Here is a 23,345-nt window from a genome sequence, read left to right as displayed (position 1 = left end):
ATCCAATCGATCGCGTTCGGTCACCAAGTCAGCCTGCTTGCGGGGTTCGGCTCCTGCTCCGAATGGAACACAAGGTCGACCAGACCAATTGGCGCGCGGCTCCACCATCACAGAGGGCAGCTTCGCGCGATGTTATGTTCGCCATCCAGCCTGCACCAACGCGCACCAGACGCAATGGCGAAGAAATCTGAATATGAACTTTTGCTCCAGTGTCGCTGAACGTTGCTGCGGCGTGAGCGCGAGCCGCCGTTGGCGGTATATTCCGGCCGCGTCCCTCTCATGCCAGAAAAGATGGCTCAGTGGTTAGAGCCACGGCTCAAAGAGGTCGGCGCCCCTCCAGTTCGGTGCTGCTTCGGCCTCTTTCGAAGACAGGGATGTTTTCCTCGTCCTCTTCATTGTCACCGGCCGGTATGTCCTCGGCGTAGCTGCGGGTCAGCTCCTCGGTTTCGCTTAAGCCGTCGATAGTCTCATTGGCGCCTGCCCCTTCATCATGACGACCGGTAATTTCGCTGCGGGGCATCGCGCCGATCGGCCGGTCGACATCGTCGGCTCCCACAAAACCGGGGTCCGCCCCATGCCTGTCCTCATGACCAGCAGGGCTGTCCAACACGGCGGAATCCTCCGGCCGAATGGGTTCATCATTGGCGAAGTCGCTTCGTCTCGGATACGGGGACCCGTTTCTGCTTGGCATGTCAGGTACTCCTGTTACTCGACTGGCCGCCGAACGCGGCCGAGCTACCGTTGTTCCTCTCTGGATGACAAAAAGTACGGGGGCGGCAGGCGCGAGGGAAAAGTCGGCTGGCTGAAGTCTCGCCGGCAGAGCAAGCCCATTCTGTTCGACTGGAAGGCAGTGGCAGTCCGTGTTCGTGGCGGTCGCCGGGAAATGACCGTCTCCGGGACGGCCATGTGACTGCACTAGGTCAGCTGTCGGATCTCGCTCCAAAAGGTGCCGGAGGCCAGGTGCAACGGGGGAAGCATCAGGTGCCGCAAAAAGTCTGCAGGACGCGCTAATCGGGCCGGGGCGGGTCAACCAGGATACCTAGGCGGTTTCGCGCCTTGTCGTCAGCCGTGCCTGGAGAAGAACGACGACGAGCAAAAACAGCCCTCGGATCACTGACTGCCAGTAGGCCGAGAGGGAAATCCAACCCATCCCGTTTTCAAAGTTCAGGATGTTGAAAAGGATGCCGAGGAGCAGCACCCCGGCCAGCGTAGTCAATACCGAGCCCGAGCCGCCGGTAAGCAGCGTCCCGCCCACGACCACGGCAGCGATGGCAAACAGCTCCCAGCCGATGCCCTCGATTGGCTGGCCAGCGCCGAACTGCGAAGCGAGAACGACGCCGGCGAGTCCAGCCAGGCACCCGCTTGCGACATAGACGAGAAATTTGACGCGGTCCGTGCGCAGTCCCATCAGACGCGACGCATCCTCGCCGCCACCGATGGCCAGCACAGTCCGTCCCGTGCTGGTGTAGTTCAGGACGACCGATCCGATCACATAAGTAACCATGGCGATGACCGCAGGAATCGGCAAGATCCAGAAATTCCCCTGGCCGATGGCGGTGAAACCTGAATCGTAGGACACCGAAACCGTCTGGTTGCCGGCAAGAAGCAGCGCCGAGCCGCTTGCGGCAAGCATGGTCGCAAGCGTGGCGATGAAGGGCATCAGGTTTCCGCGCGTAACGAGGAGTGCGTTGACCAGCCCGGCCGCCAGGCCGGCCCCCACGCCCGCCGCAAGGCCGGCCGCGATGCCGTGCGGGCTCGCCAGGGCGGAAGCGACGCTGCCTAAGGCGGCGACGGAGCCGACCGACAGGTCGATGCCGCCCGTCATAATGACGAAGCACATGCCGAGCGCCACGAGCGCGAACATCGAGTTATAGCGCAGAACACTCATCACGTTGAAGAAGCCCAGGAACCGGTCGTAGCGCAGGAATCCAAACAGGACCAAGGCTGCAAGCGCGACAACAACACCGTAGGTGCCGATGATGCGGACCAGTCGGGCGCTGTTCATGGGATTACACCCTGTGTTGCTGCTGCAGCCAGACGGCGAATGCGATAATGCTGGCCTTGACCACGAGCGCAGCGGCGTCGGGCACGCCATTGGCGAGCAGCGTGTAGCGCACCAACTGGATGGTCAGGGCGCCGAGCAGGGTGCCGATGATCGTCGCCTTGCCGCCGCTGAGCAGCGTGCCGCCCACGGCGACGGCGGCGATGGCGTCGAGCTCCATGCCCAGGCCGACGAGATTAGCGTCGCTGGAGGAGTTGATCGCGATGACGACGAGACCGGCCAGCCCCGCGCACAGGCCGCTGATCGCATACACAGCGAGTTTGATCCTCGATACGGCGATGCCGGCGAGTTCCGAGGCCTTTTCGTTGCCGCCGACCGCGAGGATGCTTCGCCCGAACACCGTGCGGTGAAGGGCCCACGCGGCCGCCGCAACCAGCACGGCCATGATGATGACTTGCGCGGGGATGCCGAGCGGGCGGGCAAGCCCGATCCACTGGAATTGTGGCACGCGGAAGGTCTGCAGATTGCCATTGGTCATAACTTGCGCGATCCCGCGCCCTGCGATGAACAGCACGAGCGTTGCGACGATCGGCTGGATTCGGAAGCGCGAGACCAGCCAGCCATTGAACAGCCCGAACAGGCCGGCGACGAGGATCGAGGCAACCATCGCGACGGTCACCGCCAGATAGATGTTCCCGACCGGGAAGATCGTTCCCATGAAGATCATCGGCGCCAATGCGCCCGAGATCGCCATTAGCGAACCAACCGACAGGTCGATGCCGCCCGTGGCGATCACCAGCGTCATCCCCACCGCGACGATCACAATCGTGCAGACCTGGGTCAGGTTGACGTTGAGCGTCTGCAGCGTCGCGAAATTACGCGTATAGGCAAGGTTGAAGACGATCAGCAGCACAAGCGCGATCACCGTGCCGTAGCGCGCCAGGAAGCCGAACACATTGAAGCCGCGGTTTCCGTCGTCGTTGGCTGCGGATGGCCTGGCCAGATCGCTCACGCTGCCTCCTCCGCTGCATCGCCATGCGCCATCGCCGCGAGCACGTCCTCCTCGTTGGCTGCCTGGCCTTCCAGTTCGGCCACGCTCGCCCCTTCGCGCAGCACGAATATGCGGTCGGCCCCTTCCATCACTTCCTCCAATTCCGAGGAGATCATCAGCACGCCGAGCCCGTCGTCGGCAAGCTTGCGGATAAGACGCTGGATCTCGCCCTTGGCCCCGACATCGATGCCGCGCGTCGGCTCGTCGAGGATGAGCAGCTTCGGGTTCATTGCCAGCCAGCGGGCAAGCAGCACCTTTTGCTGGTTGCCGCCGGAGAGCTCGCGGACCTTCTGATTAGGCCCCGAGCATTTGATCCCGAGTTCGCGAATGAAACGCTCGACGATCTCCCGTTGCCGGGCTTCGTTCAGGATGCCGTTGCGGCTGATCTTTGGCAGCAGTGCCAGTGTTATGTTCTCCGCGACGGTCATCTCCGGCACGATGCCCTCGGCCTTGCGGTCCTCGGTGCAGAAGCCCATTCCGGCGGCGATCGCGTCCGCGGCACGTGCGGGATGGTAGGACGCGCCCTCCATCGTCATCGCGCCGGCCTTCCGGCGGTCGGCGCCGAACACGAGGCGGGCTGTTTCGGTGCGGCCGGCGCCGAGCAAGCCCGCAAAACCGGCGATCTCGCCTCGCCGCAGATCGAAGCTCACGTTACGGACCGACTGGCCGGCCGCCAGCCCTTGCGCGGCAAACAGCACATCGCCGATTCTCGATCGATCGCGCTCGCCGAACGCGGTCGCGTGGCCTTCGACGGCCGTGACATCGCGGCCGAGCATGGCCGCGACCAGCTCCAGCTTGCCGATGTCGCTCATCGCGGCGTTGCGCACTGTGCGGCCGTCACGCATGATCGTGACCCGGTCGCAGACCTCGTAGAGTTCGTCGAGTTTGTGGCTGACGAATAGAACGGAGACGCCCTCGGCCTTGAGCTGCCGGATGACGGTGAACAAAACCGAGACTTCACGCTCGTCGAGCGAGGAGGTCGGCTCATCCATGATCACGAGGCGGGCGGAAAAGCCGATGGCGCGGGCGATCGCTACCATCTGCTGCGTGGCGGTGTTGAAATCGCCGAGCGGGCGGCGCACATCAATCCTGATCGAGAACCGGCCGAGTAGGCGCTCAGCTTCAGCATGCATCGCGCTCCAGTTGAGCAGGCCTCGGCGGCGCTTCTCGCGTCCGAGGCAGATGTTCTCGGTCACAGAGCGGAGCGGCACGAGATTGATTTCCTGGTAGATGGTGCTGATGCCGCTGATCTGCGCCTGATGCGGAGACCCGACCTCGAACGGCTTCTGCTCGAATAGGACCTGGCCCGCATCCCTGCGGTAATAGCCGGTGAGCACCTTGATAAGCGTGGATTTGCCCGCTCCATTCTGGCCGATGAGTGCGTGAGCCTCGCCCGGAAGAACCTGGAGCGAGGCATCGACCAGGGCAGGGATGCCGGCAAAATGCTTCTGGACGTCATGCATGTCCAGGAGCAGCGAGGCTGGGTCCCGCTGGGCGGTCATCGGCAAACTCCCAAACCCTACCCGCCGAAGCGGGCAGGGCGACTGGAAACCGAGTGGATATCAGAACGCAATATCGAAGTCTTTCTTCGCGTTCGTGGCGTCGAAGAAGGCGTCCTCGTTCTTGATGAACGGCGGGATCTTTTTTCCGGCCGCATAGTCGGCCATCGTGGCGAAGGCCTTCGGCCCGAACAGCGGGCTGCAGGCGCAGATCGCGCCGATCTTGCCGTCGATGATCGCCTGAACGCCTTCCTTCTCGCCGTCTATGGACAAGATCAGCACATCCTTGCCCGGGGTCTTGCCGGCTGCTTCCAAGGCGGCAATTGCACCCAGCGCCATCTCGTCATTATGCGCGTAGATGATGTCCGCGTCAGGATGCGCCTGAAGCAGCGTCTCGGCGACCTGCCGGCCCTTGTCGCGAGCGAAGTCGCCGGACTGGGACGCCAGGATGGTGAACTCCGAATGCTTGGCGATGAAATCGTCGAAGCCTTTCTTGCGGTCTGTGGCCGCCGAGGCGCCGGTCGTGCCCTCCAGTTCGATGATCTTCGACTTGCCATTGGCATTCTTGACCAGCCACTGGCCGATGCGGGTCGCCTCCTCGATGAAATCCGAACCGATGAAGCAAACGTAATCCTCGCCCGGCTTGGCCATGGTGTGGTCGACGTCGCGGTCGACCAGGAACACTGGTATGCCGGCATCGCGCGCCGCCAGGATGACCGGCACCAGGGGCTTGTCCTCACGTGGGGGCAGGAAGATGGCGTCGACGCCCTGCGCGATCATCGAGTTCACGTCGGAGGCCTGCTTGGCCGACGAACCGGCCGCGTCCGTGTAGACCAGCTGATGGCCGAGCTTGGCGGCCTCCTCCTGCATGCTCTTGGTCTCGGCAAGGCGCCACGGATTGTTGCTTTCCGTCTGGGCGAAACCGACCTTGTACTTGTCCTTCTTGGCGAGCGGCGGCAGCGCCGCGAAGGCGCGTGAGCCGAGTGTCAGCGCGACCGCGCCGGCGGCCGAGCCAACCAGAAGCTTTCGACGGGTAATGATCATGCTCTTTCCTCCTTGATTGTCTCTCTCTGCGACGGTGGACTTCTTCACGATTTCGGCCCTGACGGCCTCTGCATGCCACATTGGCAAACTGGATCAGGCTCTATGCCGCCTCCAGGATGAAATCGGCGCAGCGGTCGCCCAGCATCATCGCCGGCGCAGCCGTGTTGCCGGCATTGATGTTCGGGCAGGCCGACATGTCGGCAACCCGCAGATTGTCCACTCCGCGCACGCGCATCGCGGCGTCCAGCACCGCCATCCGGTCGCTGTCGGAGCCCATCCGGCAAGTGCCGGCCGGATGGTAATTGGTCTTGACGAAGCGCTTGCAATGTTTTGCCAGCGCCTCGTCGCTGAGATCATCCCGACTTGGCACGGCAATGGCCTTGACCCGATCGGCGAGCGGCCTCGTCTGGAATGCCTGCAGGAAGTAACGCTGGCCGGAGATCATCTCCCGCATGTCGTCTGGATGCTTGAGCAGATTGGGCGAAACGACCGGCATGTCCTTCGGGTCCGCCGAACGCAGCCTCACGAAACCGCGCGACTTCGGCTTCACCACCACGGTCGTGACGGTAAGCCCATAGGTGTTCTCGACCAGGGTCAGGATATCGCGATCCAGATAGACGTGCGGAACGCAGAAGGCCTGGATCGTCGGTTCCCCGTCCGGATCGGCTGGGTTGACGAAGGCGCCGGCCTCGACCCCTGCCGAGAGGATCGTGCCGGTGCCGAAGAGCTTGAAATGCAGGCCATTCCTTATCATCCGCCAGCCTTGGCCCTGCCTGAAATAGCCGTAAGGGCCGTTCGCCGTGGCGATGATCGGGACCTCCGGATGGTCGATCAGATTCTCGCCGACCCCGGGCAGGTCGGCGACGCAGGCAATGCCATACCCGGCAAGCGCGTCGGCCGGGCCGATGCCGGACAGCATGAGCAGTTTCGGCGAGATGAGGGCACCCGACGAGACAATGACGTCGGCATCCGCATAGGTGGTATGCTCGGCGCCCGATGCGTCGGAGTAGACGACGCCGGTAACCCGCCCGTTCTCGATCAGCAGCCGGCTGACAGTGCAATTGAGCTTCAGCGTCAGCTTCGGGTCATTCGTCAGCGGCTCGATGAAAGCGTAGGCGGCGCTGCTGCGCTTTCCGCGCCGGTTCATGAACTGGTAAAAACCGACGCCGCGCTGCGACGGCCCGTTGAAATCATGGTTGTACGGCAGTCCCAGCCTTTGGACCGCCTGGACGAACCAACGCGAAACATCATCGATGTGCCCGGGATCCGAGACCAGCAGCGGACCTTCGCTGCCATGCAGTTCGCTGGCGAGTCGATTGTTTCCCTCCATGCTAGTGAAGTGCGGCAGCACTGCCTGCCAGTTCCAGCGTACGCCGGCATTGTTGCCGCGCATCATCTCGTCCCACTCGTCGTAATCGGCCGAGCGGCCTCGCATATACACCTGGGCGTTGACCGAGGTGCCGCCACCCAACACGTTGCCTTGCGAGATTTCGTGAATGCGGCCGTCGAGGTGGGCTTGCGGCTCGGTGCGGTGATAGCGCATGAACTTAGAGCCGTTGATCATCTTGAAGATGCCGGGCGGCATGTCGAGCAGAGGGTGATGATGGGAATGGCCGGCCTCCAGCAGCAGGGTTCGCCTTCCCGCTTTGACCAGCCTTGCCGCCGCAACGCATCCGGCTGCGCCGCCGCCCACTACGATATGGTCGTAGGACTGCGTCATGCCTCAGGCGCCTCACGGCTTTCGAAAGTACCGCGCACATACTCCCAGGCCGCCGAAAGGTGGTTGAGGAGCGCCCGCTCGGCGCCGTCGGGATCTCGCTCGATGATGGCCGTGCAGATTTCCCGATGGCTTAGGAAATTCACGCGGTTGCGCTCGGGCGATCGGGGCATGCGCATCCACTGCGGCGACAGCCAGGCGGTGAATGCCTTGTGCACCACGGGCAGCACCGGGTTTCGGGCTATATCGTAAAGCGCTGCGTGGAAAGCCACGTCGGTTGCGTAGAATTTCTGCGAGTCCGGAATAGCCGCCTCGTTCATCGCCAGTGCGGCCCTGAGCGCTGCGATGTCTTCCTTGCGGGCATGCATGGCCGCGTTGCGTGCCAGGGAGGCCTCGAGGAAGACGCGCATGTCGTAAAGGTTCTTCACGCCTGCCTGGTCGCTCAGCAGATGGCCGACAATGCCATTGAGGGCGCCGAGCGCGGCATCCAGGCCCGGCCTGCGTGCAACTGGCCGGAAGCGTGGACGCGCTTCCACCAGACCGCGGCTGGCCAGGCGTGCAATCGCCTCACGCACCACGCCCCGTCCCACGCCGTACTCAATCATCAGTTCGCGCTCGGCCGGCAGGTAGCTGCCGTCGCCAAGTCTTCCGGACGTGATGTCGGCCTCGATCCCAGCCACCATCGCGTCGGCCGCGCGGGCGGCAACCATCACTGCGGGCATCTCAGGCTCTCCCGTATGCAGCAAGCCTTCTTCCTCCCAATCAGCGATCATACTAGAAGCAATTCGGACCAAAGCACAAGCGTTCAGAGACCATCGTAGGACCAAAGATTGCCAATTGCACCTAAATTCCGGCAAACCGTTGCCAGACAGGGAGGTTGGTGCAATTATGGTCCGATGAAAAAATCTGGACGCGATGCTGCATGAGCTGCACCGAAATCAGGGATGTCGAGACCCGGCTGTTCCGGGTCCCGCTGCGTGAGGTGATGACCGATGCCAAGCACGGCGCGCACACGCATTTCGAGTTGGTGACTGTCACGCTGAGGCTTGCCGATGGCAGCGAGGGCACCGGCTACACTTACACCGGCGGCAAGGGCGGCCATGCCATCAACGCAATGATCGAGCACGACCTCGCGCCTTTCCTCCAGGGACGCGACGCGACCGGGATCGAGACGCTCTACGACGGCATGCTCTGGCACATCCACTATGTCGGGCGAGGCGGTATCGCATCCTTCGCGATATCGGCAATCGACATCGCGCTATGGGATCTCAAGGGCCGGCGCAGCGGCCTGCCGCTGTGGCAGATGGCTGGCGCGGCAGGGAAGACCGCCAAGGCCTATCGCGGCGGCATCGACCTGAATTTTACCCTCGATCAGCTCCTGGCCAGCACTGATTCCTATTTGAAAGCCGGCTTCACGGCGATTAAGATCAAGGTCGGCAAGGACGATCTTGCGGAGGATGTGGCCCGGGTGAAGGCAGTCCGCGGGCGCATCGGGCCCGACACCACCTTTATGGTTGACGCCAACTACGCGCTGAACGTCCCGCGGGCGATCGAAGCGGCCACAGCATTTGCGCCGTACGATCTGCTGTGGTTCGAGGAGCCCATCATACCCGACGACTATGAAGGCTACGCCAGCATTGCCAAGGCAACGGGCATGCCCCTGGCTATGGGAGAAAACCTGCATGTGATAGAGGAGTTCGAGCATGCCTTCGCCTGGTCCAAGCTCGCCTACATCCAACCTGACGCGTCTAACTGCGGCGGGGTCACGGGCTGGCTGCGCGTGGCAGCGCTTTCACGCAAGGCCGGCATTCCCGTGTGCAGCCATGGAATGCAGGAACTTCATGTCAGCCTCGTCGCAGGGCAGACAAATGGCGGCTGGGTGGAGGCGCACAGCTTCGATATAGACCATTATACCACTCAGCCGCTCAGGCTTCATAATGGTGTTGCGATAGCACCCGACGAGCCCGGCGTGGGCGTTGTTTTCGACTGGCAGAAATTAGCCGGCTTTGAGGGATAGCGCGCCCCGAAAGGCGGAACGAGGCGAGATCTTCGACGACGGCCAGAGTTGCCTCGGACGCCGTTCGTGCCTCTCATCGCGCAGGGCATGAAGTCAACTGCCCGGTCCGCCCGAATTTCGCCTCCGAGTACAGCTGCTGAGAGCGAGATATGGTTCCGCACGACTCGAAACGGAGTTGGGAATGCACCCAGTGTATGTTTGCACCTCGGCCCGAGCAGTGCGCCGGCCCGAAGGAACATCGTGCCTGTCGCAGCCGTTTAGAGATTTAGAGGCGGTCGCATGCCCGGTCAGATCCTGCTTCCTCGCCGACGACGCGGGAGAGCCCTTCGCCAAGGAGAAGTCGACCACGTGAAAGCACGAACTCGCTAACACTTTGCAAGGTGTCACGCGTATTGCGGCGGCAGGGGTGCTGGCAGGGGAAAGAGTCCGACATGGACGAGATCATCATCTTCGAGGTGACAAAGGAAGTCATCTGCCCGATTGGCGAAAGCGGCGAGCGGAGTAGGCGCCGTTTCCGGCAGGGACGAGGTAATCATCCGCTGTCGGCCGATGGCGCGGGTGGTGGGAGTATAGCCGGCAACGCGACAGGGTCCGCGAAGAATCAAAGATTTCGCACCCACAATCGGGGTCCGCCACTGCGTTCCTCTACGCGACCGCTGCCATGGTCCTCGTCAGGCGCATCGCACGCCAAGGATGAATTCCGAAACCGACACTGAGACATTCATGATGGCCGTTTAACATCTTCTAATGCGGAAAACCCTCTCGCAACCTATCGTCGCAAGAACTCTCAGAAGGGGCTGATCTATGACGCTTATAGAATAGGCTTTCGAATTGCTGGCACGGAAGCTTGTAGACCACACTGGAATATCCGACGAAGATGCTCGTGATCTTGTAAAACCCATGGGCGCTGACTGGTCATCGCTCGTGCGAGCGGCGAGGGTAATCAAAGAGGCTTAGGTCTGTTAACATCGCTTTTAACTGCCATCGCTGCAGGCAGATCGGACTGGCTGCTGCTGCCGCACCGCCTCGATCGCTGTTCGTCCTCGCGTTCAGAGCAGATCGACTGCCAAGGGCGTGGATCATGCGGTTGCCACCAGGCGAAGGATCGTTCAACAACCCAGCGTCTTGGATGATCCGTGAAGCCGATTTGGCCCGTCATTTCGCGAACGATCTGGATTTGCGGTAGAGCGCGCGCCCGTCGCCGAGCTGAGGCACGAAGTTTCCGAACTGGTGACCTGCATAGGCCAGGGCGATTGCTTGCACGCCTGCCGGAAATCTGTTGCCAGCGAGCATATCCACCCCGTCCGAGCTGGTAAGCTGGTCAGCATGGAGCCCGAGTTCCTTGGCAAGGGGCCTGTTGAACCGGATCAGCCGGGGTTCGGACACCGGCTTCGGATCTGTCTGCGCGAAGAATCGCTCCGGCAGTTGCGCATAGCTGTTGCTGAGGAGGGAAGCCGCATCTGAATGGCTTGGGGTTGTTCAGCGGTCGCAGGTGACGTCATGACAATCTGCTCTGAAGGGGGGGCCAACAGCTCCCGTTTCGAGGAGCCTGTGTTCACTTCTCATATAGGAACGCAACTTCGCCGGTACCATCCGGATCCATCTGGCCGGCACCGGATAAAGCTGGGGACCACCCGCCTAAATCGAGTTCGGGCTACCGTGCGACACCAACGAAAGCATCGGCTTTGACCCAATCGCGGTATCTCTTGAAAACGGTGTTCCAACTCCCGAAAAAGGCTGAAAAGTCACGCCGCTTGCCGTGCGCACGATCCACAGCACGGCTTAGTCGAAGCGGCGGTTGTCGCCGCCGCTTCGACCTCGGTCGACTGCCTTACTCAGGCAATGCGGACCTCTTCGTCCATTGGGCGTCAGTCAACACGAAGAGAGGATCCGCGGTGCTCCGGCTGACCGCTCTCGATGGCGAGCTTCATACACCTGTCCGATTCCGAACTCAAAGCGCGGCAGCAATGTCTTGTTGCGCGTTGGGGCCGTTGTCCCTCCGGGCGGCATCGATTCAAGCGAGGCATCCGGCAATGACAGGCGTCGTGCTGACGACCAGGGCGCCGCGCGCGTGCAGGATCATCAACCCGCGCCACGAGACCCTATCGACCGCCCAGATGGTGCCGCTGGTGTCAGCCCACCTGAGGTCGGCGTCGGCGGCTTGAATCGCCCGCATCATTGCGGCGGGTTCCATCCCAGCTCGAAAGACGATGACGGAAGTGGCGGCACCGTTGAATGGTGGGCCGACGCCCGTAGCCAGTCCTGCAAGCAGGACGATGCTGGTCAGAGCCGCCGAGGCACCGCGTGCCGGTCCACCGCGGTTAGGCAGCACCAGCACCAACAGCAGCGGCACGATTCCGAAGATGACCAGCCACGCAATGTCCCAGGCGAGCGGCATGTCGCTGTTCATCTTGATCCGATGCAGGCCGAGCAGCCAATGGAACACAATGGCGTCCACCAGATGCCAGACGCCGAACCCGGTGAAGGCGAGCCGAAGGATCTCGGTCGTATTTCCGGCCCGCCCGCCTGCTGCCCTCGCCGCAACCAGCAGCACCGTGCCGGCAACGGCCAACACGTACATGAACAGGTGGAAGAGGCCGTCGGCCATGACCTGAAAGCGCAGGTCGTCACCCGCAGGGTCGGTGAGACCCGAGAGAAGATGATGCCATTGCAGAATCTGATGCAGGACGATGCCGTCGAAGAAGCCGCCCAGCGCGAAGCCGAGCAGAAGCCAGCCGACTCGCGTTCTCGGGTCGAGTTTCGCGGTGATGGTGTCCATATCAGGACGACTCCGCCCAAACAGGAGAGCCAAGTCTGGTTAGCAGCTCCAGGTGCATTGCCCTGTCCGACGTCGGGTCGTGGAGACCAAGACGGGCCTCGATCCAGAAGGCAGTAATCAGCCCGCCGACCACTGTCGTCAGAACCAATGTCGCAGCAATGATTGCCAGCATGGATGTCGATCCTTCAACCGCGCAGGGTTACGCCGCGCCTGACCCGAACCTCGGCTTCTGCCGTATGTTCCCTCACGTCGGGCGTTCTGGGGAGGGAACAATCAACTGACATCATGGTTCGGATGCGCTGTTGAGGGATGGCTAAGGCGGAGAACGCTCATGAGTGAATATTCGGCGGCGGCTCCGCGCAGCCGCGACGACCACAAGCCGAGTGGCATCACTCGCTGGCTGTTTTCGACTAACCACAAGGATATCGGCACGCTCTACCTGATCTTCGCCTTTATCGCGGGGGTCATCGGCATGCTCTTATCGGTGGGCATGCGAATGGAGCTGCAGGAACCCGGAATCCAGGTTTTCCCCGGGTTGGCGTCGATGATCTACGGCTACCAAGGCGACGCGGCCATAGATGCCGGCAAGCAACTTTATAACGTATTCACCACGGCGCACGCGCTGATCATGATCTTCTTCACCATCATGCCCGCACTGATCGGAGGGTTCGCGAACTGGATGGTTCCGATCATGATCGGCGCCCCGGACATGGCCTTCCCACGCATGAACAACATATCGTTCTGGCTGCTGCCGCCGGCATTGATGCTGCTTTTGTTGTCGATCTTCATGCCCAGCGTCCCCGGCGGCTACGGTCCCGGGACCGGCTGGTTCCTCTACCCACCCCTGTCGACCTCCGGCCATCCCGGTCCTGCCGTCGATCTGGCCATTCTGTCTCTGCACATTGCGGGAGCCTCTTCTATACTAGGCGCCATCAATTTCATCACCACGATCTTCAATATGCGCGCGCCGGGGATGACGTTGCATAAGATGCCTTTGTTCGTGTGGTCGATCCTCATCACCGGCTTCCTTTTGCTGCTGGCCCTGCCTGTCCTGGCCGGCGCCATCACCATGCTCCTGACGGATCGGAATTTTGGCACCACATTCTTCGCGCCGGACGGCGGCGGCGACCCTATCCTGTACCAGCATCTCTTCTGGTTCTTCGGCCATCCTGAAGTCTACATCATGATCTTGCCGGCCTTCGGCATCGTTAGCCAGGTGATCTCGACATTTTCGCGAAAGCCGATCTTCGGCTATCTGGGGATGGTCTACGCGATCGTCGCGATCGGAGCGATTGGTTTCGTTGTTTGGGCCCACCATATGTACACCAGCGGAATAGGGGTGGACACGCAGCGCTACTTCACCTTCGCGACGATGGTGATCGCGGTGCCGACCGGTATAAAAGTGTTCTCCTGGATCGCAACCATGTGGGGCGGTTCCCTTAGCTTGCGTACCCCGATGCTGTGGGCGCTCGGCTTCATATCCTTGTTCACTGTCGGAGGCGTGACCGGCGTACAGCTTGCGAACGCCAGCCTCGATCGCCAATTGCACGACACCTACTATGTCGTCGCACACTTCCACTACATTCTCTCGTTGGGTGCGATCTTCGGCATCTTCGCGGGCTGGTATTATTGGTTTCCGAAGATGACGGGATATCTGTACAACCCGCTCCTGGCTGGAATCCATTTCTGGACGACCTTCGTCGGTGTGAACCTCGTCTTTTTCCCCCACCACTTTCTCGGGATGGCCGGCATGCCGCGTCGCTATATCGACTATCCCGACGCTTTTGCCGGTTGGAACATGGTCTCCTCCTTTGGATCGTATTTGTCGGCCGCGAGTGTTTTAATTTTTATCGGTGGCATCGCGGAGGCTTTCCACCGGCGAAGGGCCGCCGGCACGAACCCCTGGGGGCCAGGGGCCACCACATTGGAATGGGAATTGACCTCTCCGCCTCCTTTCCATCAATGGGAGAGGCTGCCGAAAATCAGATGAATCCGGCTGGCCGTGCGCGACAGACGGCCGGATCGGCGCTGAGTTGGAAGGCCGCGCAACGCGCTCGCCGTGAACCTCGAACCGAGAACCTCCGCTATCGGAAGCTGATCACCAGCACGACGAGAGTTGACGAGGGCTACTGCCGAGGCAAAACAGCCGCATCGGCCGGGTCATTGGGGCAGTGTCGTAGAACCCATGCTTTCTGTGCATCGGCATCAATGAGGATACGGCCATCGTGGTGAAGGGCGAGACGTTGAGGGTGATCGGCAGCGGCGCTGTTTATCTGGTCTGTGCAGCCGGCGCCGCACAACCGAACCGTGGGGCCACCATGCCGTCCCAGCGCGGGAGCTGAGCATGCTATCAAACCTGATAAAGCTCGCCGCGGTATTTGCGGCTACCGGCCTGTCGCTGGCGGCATACAATCACGCGCGCGCCAGGAAGGCTCGGGCCCCCGGATCTTTTGGACGCACTGTTAGGATCGATGGGGTGGATCTGCGCGTCATCGAGAAAGGCAGCGGGCTTCCCTTGATCCTGTTGCATGGCAATGGCTCAGTGGCGGAGGATTTTGCGATCAGCGGCATGCTCGACCTGGCGAGTGCCAAGCACCGGGTCCTCGCTTTCGACCGACCCGGCTTCGGGGAAAGCTCGCGACCGGCTGGAAAGCGCTGGTCGGCGCGTGAGCAAGCCGATCTCTTCCATGAGGCCGCCGCCAGCCTCGGCATTCACAGATACCTCGTGCTCGGACATTCCTGGGGCGCTTGGATCGCGCTGGAGATGGCCCGCAGGCATGCTCCCTCGGCAGCCGGCCTGGTCCTCGTCTCCGGTTACTATTATCCGCCACCGAGGCTGGATCTCGCTCTTGCAGCACTACCGGCCGTACCGCTGATCGGCACGGCATTCTGTCACACCTTGCTGCCGCTCGGAGTAAGATTCGGCTGGCCATCGGCGATGCGAACGATATTCCGTCCCGGGCCGGTTTCCGATGCTTTTTCGGTTAGCACAAGGGAGGTTGCCAGCCGCCCATCTCAGTTGCGCTCCGCCTGCGTGGAGACAGCCCTGATGCTCGGCGCGGCGCTGCTGACGAAACCTAGCTATCGAGACATCGGCGTGCCGACCGGTATAGTCGCTGGAGCACGGGACAGGCTGTTCGATGCTCGGCGGAACGCGGAACGCTTGCATTCCGAGATCTCAGGATCACTGATTGAAATAGTCCCAAATGCCGGGCACATGGCTCACCACAGTGCCCCCCATGCGGTGCTCCGAATGATCGACAAGGTCACCTGTATGTCTCGTCTACCAAAAGGTGGAAACCCTGGCGATGCGCTCTCGCCAGCTGCACGCTGACGATCACCGAACTGGCGCGAAGGGCTGTGGAAAAGGCCAAGCGTCCACTCCAGCACACCCGGCCATCAGGCGGGTCGCTGGTCAGGTTCGTCCTGTTTTGAAAATCGCTGTCAAAACTGGGCAGTTTGAATCGCCCGTTTTCTGATCGGGTGGAAGACGCGGCAGAAAGACCGCTGGCTCGGTGCTGTTCGAGTCCGTATCGATGGCGAGCGGCGATTTTAAAGAACTGCGGCGATCGGAAATGACGTGAACGGTACTGTTGCAATAGCCATGGGCAAAGATGGACACCTTGTTTCGGCGCCCATTGATGGTTACGAGACCTTGATTGCCGAAACGCGGCTTGGGTGCTCGCTGAGCATGGGCCGAGCAGTCATCTATCAGCTGCAACGATGCCCCTGCCAGATTCCTGGCGAATCTGCGAAAGGCTGGCACTTGATTGAAACGGCCGCACGGTCAGGCAAATAGTTGCCTCGAACGGCCTCCGGCCGAGAATCCACCTTGCAGGGGTAAGTCGAGGCCGGGGTTGGCTCTGTCATTTTCTGAAATTCCGAAAGAATCTACTGCGCGAGATATCGAGAATGCGGGCGTCCTCCAGCTGAGATACCTCCTCTCCGCCCTCTGCAAGGTCCGACTGCACTTGGATCCGCTTGCGAGCTTGCCCACATCGCATGGAACTAAGAGACCCCGCCGCGATAAGTGCTCACTTGGCCCCCGACACGGGAAGCCGACTCCCGAATGGGACCTGGTTCCATAGAATTGGCGAGCCAAATCGGGCAAAGGGTTCTGGCCCCGGACCCCAGATTCCGCCCGGTACCCGACTTCAGGCGGGCATTTGGCGACAGTCACTCAGCAGCTGCCGGTGTGATGATCACCGGCGAAGCCTGTCGGCGAGACGGAGCCCAAGAGCCAAGATCGTCAAGGTGGGATTCGCCTGGCTGGAGGTGGCCAGAACCGAGCCACCTGCGATGTGCAGGTTCATCAGTCCATGAACTCGGCATTCAGCGTCAACAACCCCGTCCGCCGGGCTCGCAGACATCCGCGTGGTACCGAGATGATGACCATCCATGGCGCCTGATTTGCTTGCCGTTTCGATCACGTGGTCAGGTTCGAATCCTGAAACGGTAGCTCCGATCTTCTCTAACTCCCAGCCGAGCAGCCGATACGCGCGCGCGATGCTCTGGAGATCGTTGTTCGTGATTTTCCAATCGACGCGCAGCTTCGGCATTCCCAATCGGTCGCGTTCGGTCACCAACGTCAGCCTGCTTGCGGGGTTCGGCTCCTGTTCCGAATGAAACTCAAGATTGACCACATTGGCGCACGGCTCGCACACGATGGAGGGCAGCTTTCGCCGTGCGAAAGTTCTGTTCGCCATCCAGCCCACACCGAAACGCCCGAGGCGCAATGGCGACGATAGAACGTTCTGAACGTGCGCGACCTTTTGGTCCAGCGTCACTGAATGTTGCTGCCGACCTCTGAGGTGTTTCGGGAGTAATGTCCTTTTGACGAGATACATCGCCGAGAGGATCGGGTCGTTGTGACTGGGATCGGCTGGATTTGGCAGATGGGTGCGGAAGATCTGGTTGAGCAAGCCATGCTCTCGCTGAGCTTGCTCCGTGAGCGCTAGCCGCCTTCGGCAGTAGATGCCGGCCGCGTCCCGCTCGTAGCCAAAAGCAACCGCCTGCTGGGCGTTCGGCAACTTTAGTGCTCCGACTCTGGCTCCCAGATGGGCCATATAGAAACGACCAAGCTGATCTCGGGCGTTGCCGATACCAGCCGGCATCACATCATTCGAGGCAAGTAGCAATCGTGTGGTCTCAAAGCCGCCGGCGGCTACTATGTAGTGGCAAGCCGTGACCTCACGCTTAGTGCCCTTCAGGTCAACACTGTCGATGTGGTGAACACATCGCCCATTTGGCGCCAGGCGAATTCCCGTCGCCGCAGCGTTTAACCAGATGTGGACATGGCGCGAAGACCGCAGCAACCCGGAAAACCGCTTCCACACGTTGGTAGGTGGACTAAACCGCTCCAGGCGGGTCCTGAACAAATTGTCGTCGACGCCCTCTACGAGTTCAGCGGGAGAACCAGGCAACGCGCTTGTTGGATCGTAGTCGTAGGACCCAGCCTCGATCACCTCGTGCGACCGACGGTAATAGGGCAGCAGTGTTTCATAGGTGATCGGCCAGCCCGAATTGCACACCCATTCGCGCTTCTGGAAGTCGATGCTATCGAACGGCACGCAGCGGCCACCCCATGCTCGGCTCGATCCTCCCAGCGCTCGTATCCGGAAATTCTGGAGCGACGCGTGGACGAGGGGATCCGCGACAATGCCGTGGTAGAGCTCCTGAGACCTCTTGGTCTGCCACCTGCCGCCCGCTTCCAGAACGCAGACGCGTAGCTTTGCATTTTCCAGAGCCGCGGCAATGGCCAGGCCGACAGTGCCACCTCCGACAATGCAGATATCGTAGGCAAGTCCGTCGCCCGCTGTGGTGAATTGAGCGATCAACCTTCACTCCGTCGCGAGCAAGGAATTTGTTTGATCGCCGAAGGCACGCTCCCACCCTTCGCGCCCGGCTTGGGCGAAGCAGTTAGCGCGCGAGGAGCAGTTGGCAACCACCCACTTGATCGCACTTGAAGCGCCGGCCCAAAAGAGGCGGCTTTGATGCCGAGGTTCTTGACGACTTCAAGGGTCCCGAACCGGAAGAGTTCTTGTTGCGGCATATCACCCTCACAGGGGCATGGTTATGGTGAACGCGTTCAGATGTGGTACTCCGGTCTGCCGCGAGATATCCCGCCCATGGTTCGCCGGCGGACACGCTGGTGCTCCCGCTGAAGCGTCGCCGTGGACGAAGACGCTGCCGGCGAATAGCCCGCCGCCGGTGCGGAGGATGACAGCCTTGACGCTGTTCGGCCGCCTGGACCCGAAACTATCCGCGCAATGAGCCTATTAGTTGCGGCAGAAGCACCTGCTGGAATGTTTCCGGGCACATGACGATGGCCTCTGTTAATGCCGCAACAGCCGTTTCGTTCACAGCCAGTGTCGCCACGGCCGCTACTTCGGTTCGAACGGCAGACGGCTCGGGAGTACTGCAAGCGCCGGCTCCTCTGGGCTGGCGGGTACGTGGTGGAGCCTCGATGACGGCGAAGCACAATGTTCCCGCGGTGCGCCTTGTCGGCTGCAATTGTGGAGTGGCGTTCAGCAACGCTCGCACAGCGCAATTTTGTTTGTGGGGGTATCGATCTGCGTCGGACTCCCTCTTGGGGGAAGCTCATTAGACGAATGGTAAGGAGCTCGGCGTCGGACTTCACCGGTTTTCGTCCCGCTGTTCCGGGCTCTCCCTTGGACGGCGTGTCTTGAGGTCGAACGCATCGCCCGAACTCAGCACGTGAATCTTGAGGTCATAGATTGAAAGAGCAGCATCAGGTTGACCTTCAGCAATGTTCGAGTGAGTAACGCCCGTCGCGTCAACCAGGTAGACAGCGCCGCTGCCGATGACCTTGAATGTATCGCCCTGCACGACGATTGCCGTATCTTCATCGATGCCTATGCCGAGGACCCGCGGATTCAGCGACACCGCTCCAATGAGCCTGCCAATCCGGCCCCGTTCTGCAAAATGCTGATCGATAATTACGTTCGGCAGGAGGCCCAACCCGGGAGCCATTCGGATATGGCCTATGCGAAAGGACGCCGCGTTTGGTCCTTTCACCATCATCGTGTCGCTCATCATGGATGCACCTGCGGAGGTGCCGGCGATAATGCCCCCGCCTTCGAAAATTTCATGCACCCGATCATCGATGGGCGTGTCACCGATCTGACTGGTAATCCGGAGTTGGTCGCCACCTGAAAAAAAAACGGCGCTCACGTTCTCCAGCGCCTTTATTTTCTCGTCGTGCGCTGCCTCAATGCGGTCGTTGACGTAAAGTTCGATAACATCGTCGATGCCGAGTTCCCCAAAGGAGCGCTGATATTTTTCCAAATAGCCTTCCGGCTCATGCGACGCGATGGTCGCAAGGACTAGGCGCCCGTCCGGGATAAGATTCGCGACCTCCTTCAGGATGACGCGATCGCCGTCGTGGTCCTCATGGCCACCGATTATTACCAGGGTTCCGGTTTTCGCTTTTGACAGGGACCTCTTCTTGTTAGTGCTCAATTTCTTTGTCCTCCTTGCGCAGGAAGACATGAGCATGCTTGTCGTCACTGGTCATGAACGCAACTGCGAACTCGCGGCTGTTGTGAGCCCAGCCAGATAGTCCGGCGGCAGTAAGCACTATGCCGCCCGCTTCGCCACCGATTGTTTCGAGCTCCTTGATTGAAGCCTTGAGAGCTTGCTCAGGTCCGTCGGCAAGTGCATGCATAACCCGCGCCGCGAGGGTTTTTCGCGCGATATGCTCGCCATCCCCGGAGAACGCCACTGCTCCCAAATGATTGTCGGCATAGTAGCCGCAGCCGGGCAGGGGAGAGTCGCCGACGCGGCCCGGATGACTGCCGTCCAGTCCACCGGTCGACGTGCCGACTGCCAAGTTACCGTGCTGATCGAAGGCTATGCAGCCGACCGTATCGTGCTTGTCAGTTCGCGATAGTTCGCGCTGCTCTGGGCTTACCAGATCCGCCGGATCGCAAAGCTCCATCTGTTTTCGCTCGGCAAAGCGCCTGGCGCCATCCGACGCCAGAAGGATCGGCTCTTCAAACAGCATAGCCTTCGCGACACTGATAGGATGCCGCACGCCGTTGATGACAGTAACAGCACCGACGTTGACATTCTTCCCCTCCATCAGTGAGGCGCACATCTCGATCTCGCCGTCTCCGTTCAAAGCGCTACCGTAACCTGCGTTGAACGTCGGATCCGATTCCAGGACGCGGACCGCTGCTTCGACCGCATCGACCGCCGTTCCGCCACTTGCCAGGATTGTGCGGCCTGCCTCCAGGGCGTTGATGCATCCCCTCCGATTTGCCTCTTCCTCTTCGGGGTTTATTTCCTTGGCGCCGCCGTGCACGATGAGCGACCACATCAGCTGGCCCTCAGATGGTGCACATCGTGCTTGTCACGACCTCTCCTGATAACCGCCGCGGGTTCGAAACCTGTAACTTGTCGCCAGACAGCTTCGACGTCATCGACGGTCAGCACAACCAGATCACGCTCCCGGGCAAGCTCAAGGCAAAAGCGAACAGCCTCCCTCTCGGGATACGAGACGTGCATTCGGGCGGGAGCGCAGCCGGCCTGCAAGGCACCTTCCCGCAGCAGCCCAGCTATCGAGCCTGGGGCTCGGCCGCGCAATTCGTTCTCGTCTTCCTTGAAGACGATGACGTCAAATACCTTCGATGCCACAGCTCCCATATTGCGAATGTCGCAATCCCGGCGGTCACCGGGTATGGCGACCAGCCCAATCGTGCGCTGATGGCCGCGCCGCATATGAGAGACCAGCTTTCCGAGCGCTGTCAGCCCCTCAGGATTGTGGGCGTAGTCGACTATGGTGCGAAAACCATTCCCGTCAAAGACGTTGAGGCGGCCAGGGGAATGCTGGAACGACGTGGTGAACTCAGCCAGTGCACCGCGGATCGTGGTTAGTGGGACGCCATGGCAGTACGCCATCGCAATGGCCGCCAAGCTGTTGGCGACGTTGAACTCAGCCGCGCCTTCGAATGTTGCAGGGATTTCATCGACGCACATAAGGAAGAGGGATTGACCATCTTCATGAATGAAGATGTCCCACCCATCCCCGCTGCGCTCGCGCGTCAACGCACGTCCGCCTTCAGCCACGTGGTCCCTCAACGTATCGGGCCACTCAGTCCTGTCCGCCAGCGAAAAATAGCAAACGCTGCCCCCTGCTTCGCGCGACATTGCTGACGTATGGACATCATCCGCGTTGAGGATGCTCCACCCGCCCCGGCGCACCGACTCCACGACAACTGACTTCACCTGCGCCAAATCTTCGATCGTATCGATGCCTTTGAGGCCAAGATGATCACCATGGACGTTGAGAACCGCGCCGACATCGCACTCATCGAAAGCCAGCCCTTCGCGGAGGATCCCGCCGCGGGCACACTCCAGCACCGCAATGTCAATGCCCGGCTCGCGCAGCACGATCCTGGCGCTCTTCGGACCCGAGCAGTCCCCCGTCATGATCCGTTCGCCGTTCAGATAGATGCCAGTGGTCGACGTAAGCCCCACATTCGAGCCATTCGCCTGCAGGACATGCGCGAGCATGCGAGCGGTAGTCGACTTACCGTTGGTTCCTGTTATCGCGAAAATTGGAATTCGCCCGTTCTTACCGCCAGGAAACAGAAGATCAAGCACCGGCCGCGCAACATTGCGAGCACGTCCCTGGGATGGTTCCAGATGCATGCGAAAGCCGGGGCCGGCATTGACTTCGATAATTCCGCCGCCGGTTTCGCTCACCCGTCGCGAGATGTCGCTGCAGACAAAATCAACGCCAGCGATATCAAGTCCGATGATCTGCGCCGCTCGCCTTGCGATCAATGCGTTTTCCGGATGGATCTCGTCTGTCCGGTCTATCGCCGTTCCGCCGGTGGAAAGATTGGCAGTAGGCCGCAAGAAGACCCTTTCGCCCCGAGCAGGAACGCTCGACAGCGCAAGCTGCGATTTCGAGAGAAAGTGCTCGACGCATTCATCAATTTCAATCCGGGTGAGCACCGAGGAGTGGCCTTCTCCTCTCCTGGGATCACGGTTCGTCTCTTCCACAAGCTCAGAAATAGAGTCCCGTCCGTTACCGATGACATGCGCCGGAATCCTTTCGGCGACCGCAACCACTCTTCCTTCGACAACCAGGATCCTGTGGTCCGAGCCGACAAAGTGCTGTTCAATGATCACGGTGCGACTATGTTCGCGCGCCTGTTCGAAACCCCAGCGAACCTCTTCCTCGGTCGCGAGCGCAATATTGACGCCCCGTCCATGATTGCCGTCCAGCGGTTTGGTAACCACGGGGTAGCCGAGCCGGACCGCACCAGCGACAGCTTCAGGCTCTGACCGGACCAGCTCCCCCTTTGGCACTGGCAGCCCGGCCTGGCGCAACAGCAACTTGGTGAGATCTTTGTCGGAGGCAATCTCGGTGGCGATCTCGGAAGTGAAATCGCTGCAACTCGCGCGGATCCGCTTCTGGTGCCTGCCCTGGCCAAGGAGCACGAGGCTGCTCTCATCGATCCGGATTGCGGGGATGCCTCGTCTCTCGGCCTCTCTTACAAGGGAGGCGGTGGTTGGCCCGAGGGCACGCTCATCGGCAAGGACCCTCAGCAGTTGCAGTCTGGCGGCGAGTTCAAAGGGTCCCTCCGCTTCGGCAACTTCGCGCAGATACTCGGCACCCTGCAGGTTAGCGGGCAACAGACTGTCCACCAGCTCAAGGGCAATGCGGCCGGCCAGCAGCGCGACGGCCTCGTCCTGATATGCGAACATCACGTTGTAGGTGCCCGGGCTGCCTTTGACCGACCGCGTCTTGCCACGCGTTACCTGATGACCAACGACGGTCTGTAGCTCCAGAGCAACGTGCTCCACAACGTGGCCGAGCCACGTGCCTTCTTCCATGCGTCGTAGGAAGCCCCCGGCGGCGCCATAGCTGCACCCATGAGCTGCGAGCCCAGGTAACAGGCGACCAAGATTTTCGGTAAATCCAGGCAGTTTGTCTGTCGGGAAGCCTTCCAGCGCTCCTAGATCAATCTGAATTTGCACCATCGGAGTCAAGCTGTAGAGGTGCGGCCCGCGGAATACACGGACGTCAAGCACGCGTATCGTGCGCTGCATAGCGTCCTGCGACAGTTCGTTAGCTAACATCGATGTCTCCAATCAACCAACCCCGCAACCAGCGTAGGATCGGTAAGTTCCGGCTTATTGGATGAATTTATTTTTGCAGAAGATCGAAACAAAAGTTCGAAATAACATTTGTTTATCTTGG

General features: G+C 60.9%; 15 protein-coding genes and 2 pseudogenes. 3 read left to right on the top strand and 14 right to left on the bottom strand.

Features of this window, described 5'->3' with window-relative positions; translation table 11 throughout:
* Window positions 1-316: 316 nt before the first annotated feature.
* From FJ964_RS23265 to FJ964_RS23235, 7 genes are all read right to left on the bottom strand, one after another.
* On the bottom strand, window positions 317-691 hold the full coding sequence (locus FJ964_RS23265; protein WP_140552566.1) for a hypothetical protein: 375 nt from the start codon (window positions 689-691) through the stop codon (window positions 317-319).
* A gap of 348 nt (window positions 692-1,039) precedes the next feature.
* Window positions 1,040-2,005 (bottom strand): ABC transporter permease, encoded by a 966-nt coding sequence (locus FJ964_RS23260; protein WP_140552565.1) that lies wholly within the window; start codon window positions 2,003-2,005, stop codon window positions 1,040-1,042.
* A 4-nt stretch (window positions 2,006-2,009) separates the two neighbouring features.
* The gene (locus FJ964_RS23255; RefSeq protein WP_224660118.1) at window positions 2,010-2,957 is read right to left on the bottom strand and encodes an ABC transporter permease; all 948 of its coding nucleotides are present in this window, start codon (window positions 2,955-2,957) and stop codon (window positions 2,010-2,012) included.
* A gap of 53 nt (window positions 2,958-3,010) precedes the next feature.
* Window positions 3,011-4,555, bottom strand: coding sequence for a sugar ABC transporter ATP-binding protein (locus tag FJ964_RS23250; protein ID WP_140552563.1), 1,545 nt, complete (start codon window positions 4,553-4,555; stop codon window positions 3,011-3,013).
* 60 nt (window positions 4,556-4,615) lie between these two features.
* A complete protein-coding gene (locus FJ964_RS23245; RefSeq protein ID WP_140552562.1) occupies window positions 4,616-5,596 on the bottom strand; it encodes an ABC transporter substrate-binding protein in 981 nt (326 codons plus the stop codon).
* A gap of 100 nt (window positions 5,597-5,696) precedes the next feature.
* The gene (locus tag FJ964_RS23240) at window positions 5,697-7,316 is read right to left on the bottom strand and encodes a GMC family oxidoreductase (RefSeq protein WP_140552561.1); all 1,620 of its coding nucleotides are present in this window, start codon (window positions 7,314-7,316) and stop codon (window positions 5,697-5,699) included.
* Complete coding sequence (locus FJ964_RS23235; RefSeq protein WP_181172590.1) at window positions 7,313-8,035, bottom strand: FCD domain-containing protein; 723 nt, start codon at window positions 8,033-8,035, stop codon at window positions 7,313-7,315. Before FJ964_RS23235 ends, FJ964_RS23240 begins: the two co-directional genes overlap by 4 nt.
* Before the next feature lie 200 nt (window positions 8,036-8,235).
* On the opposite strand from FJ964_RS23235, the gene FJ964_RS23230 reads away from it, so the two are divergent.
* On the top strand, window positions 8,236-9,330 hold the full coding sequence (locus FJ964_RS23230) for a mandelate racemase/muconate lactonizing enzyme family protein (RefSeq protein ID WP_140552559.1): 1,095 nt from the start codon (window positions 8,236-8,238) through the stop codon (window positions 9,328-9,330).
* 1,185 nt (window positions 9,331-10,515) lie between these two features.
* On the opposite strand, the pseudogene FJ964_RS23225 reads toward FJ964_RS23230, so the two are convergent.
* From FJ964_RS23225 to FJ964_RS23215, 3 genes and pseudogenes are all read right to left on the bottom strand, one after another.
* Window positions 10,516-10,770: pseudogene (locus FJ964_RS23225) on the bottom strand (protein adenylyltransferase SelO family protein); the annotation flags it as partial.
* 241 nt (window positions 10,771-11,011) lie between these two features.
* A pseudogene (locus FJ964_RS31455) lies at window positions 11,012-11,154 on the bottom strand (IS5/IS1182 family transposase); the annotation flags it as partial.
* Between the two features lie 190 nt (window positions 11,155-11,344).
* Window positions 11,345-12,109, bottom strand: a complete 765-nt coding sequence (locus FJ964_RS23215; RefSeq protein ID WP_140552558.1) for a DUF2243 domain-containing protein — start codon at window positions 12,107-12,109, stop codon at window positions 11,345-11,347.
* Between the two features lie 331 nt (window positions 12,110-12,440).
* On the opposite strand from FJ964_RS23215, the gene ctaD reads away from it, so the two are divergent.
* Window positions 12,441-14,099, top strand: coding sequence for a cytochrome c oxidase subunit I (gene ctaD, locus FJ964_RS23205; RefSeq protein WP_140552556.1), 1,659 nt, complete (start codon window positions 12,441-12,443; stop codon window positions 14,097-14,099).
* A 486-nt stretch (window positions 14,100-14,585) separates the two neighbouring features.
* Window positions 14,586-15,443, top strand: a complete 858-nt coding sequence (locus tag FJ964_RS23195; RefSeq protein ID WP_224660030.1) for an alpha/beta hydrolase — start codon at window positions 14,586-14,588, stop codon at window positions 15,441-15,443.
* 868 nt (window positions 15,444-16,311) lie between these two features.
* Here FJ964_RS23195 and FJ964_RS23190 read toward each other — a convergent pair.
* From FJ964_RS23190 to cphA, 4 genes are all read right to left on the bottom strand, one after another.
* Entirely contained in the window at window positions 16,312-17,946 is a 1,635-nt protein-coding gene (locus tag FJ964_RS23190; protein ID WP_140552554.1) for a GMC family oxidoreductase, read from the bottom strand.
* 799 nt (window positions 17,947-18,745) lie between these two features.
* Complete coding sequence (locus FJ964_RS23185; protein ID WP_224660029.1) at window positions 18,746-19,591, bottom strand: cyanophycinase; 846 nt, start codon at window positions 19,589-19,591, stop codon at window positions 18,746-18,748.
* On the bottom strand, window positions 19,581-20,450 hold the full coding sequence (locus FJ964_RS23180; protein WP_140552553.1) for an isoaspartyl peptidase/L-asparaginase family protein: 870 nt from the start codon (window positions 20,448-20,450) through the stop codon (window positions 19,581-19,583). The genes FJ964_RS23185 and FJ964_RS23180 overlap by 11 nt, the downstream gene beginning before the upstream one ends.
* Window positions 20,450-23,224, bottom strand: a complete 2,775-nt coding sequence (gene cphA / locus FJ964_RS23175; protein ID WP_224713246.1) for a cyanophycin synthetase — start codon at window positions 23,222-23,224, stop codon at window positions 20,450-20,452. Before cphA ends, FJ964_RS23180 begins: the two co-directional genes overlap by 1 nt.
* Between the last annotated feature and the right edge of the window lie 121 nt (window positions 23,225-23,345).

The organism is Mesorhizobium sp. B2-3-2 (genome assembly GCF_006442295.1).
Lineage (GTDB): Bacteria > Pseudomonadota > Alphaproteobacteria > Rhizobiales > Rhizobiaceae > Mesorhizobium.
This window is presented reverse-complemented; position numbering and strand designations above follow the sequence as displayed.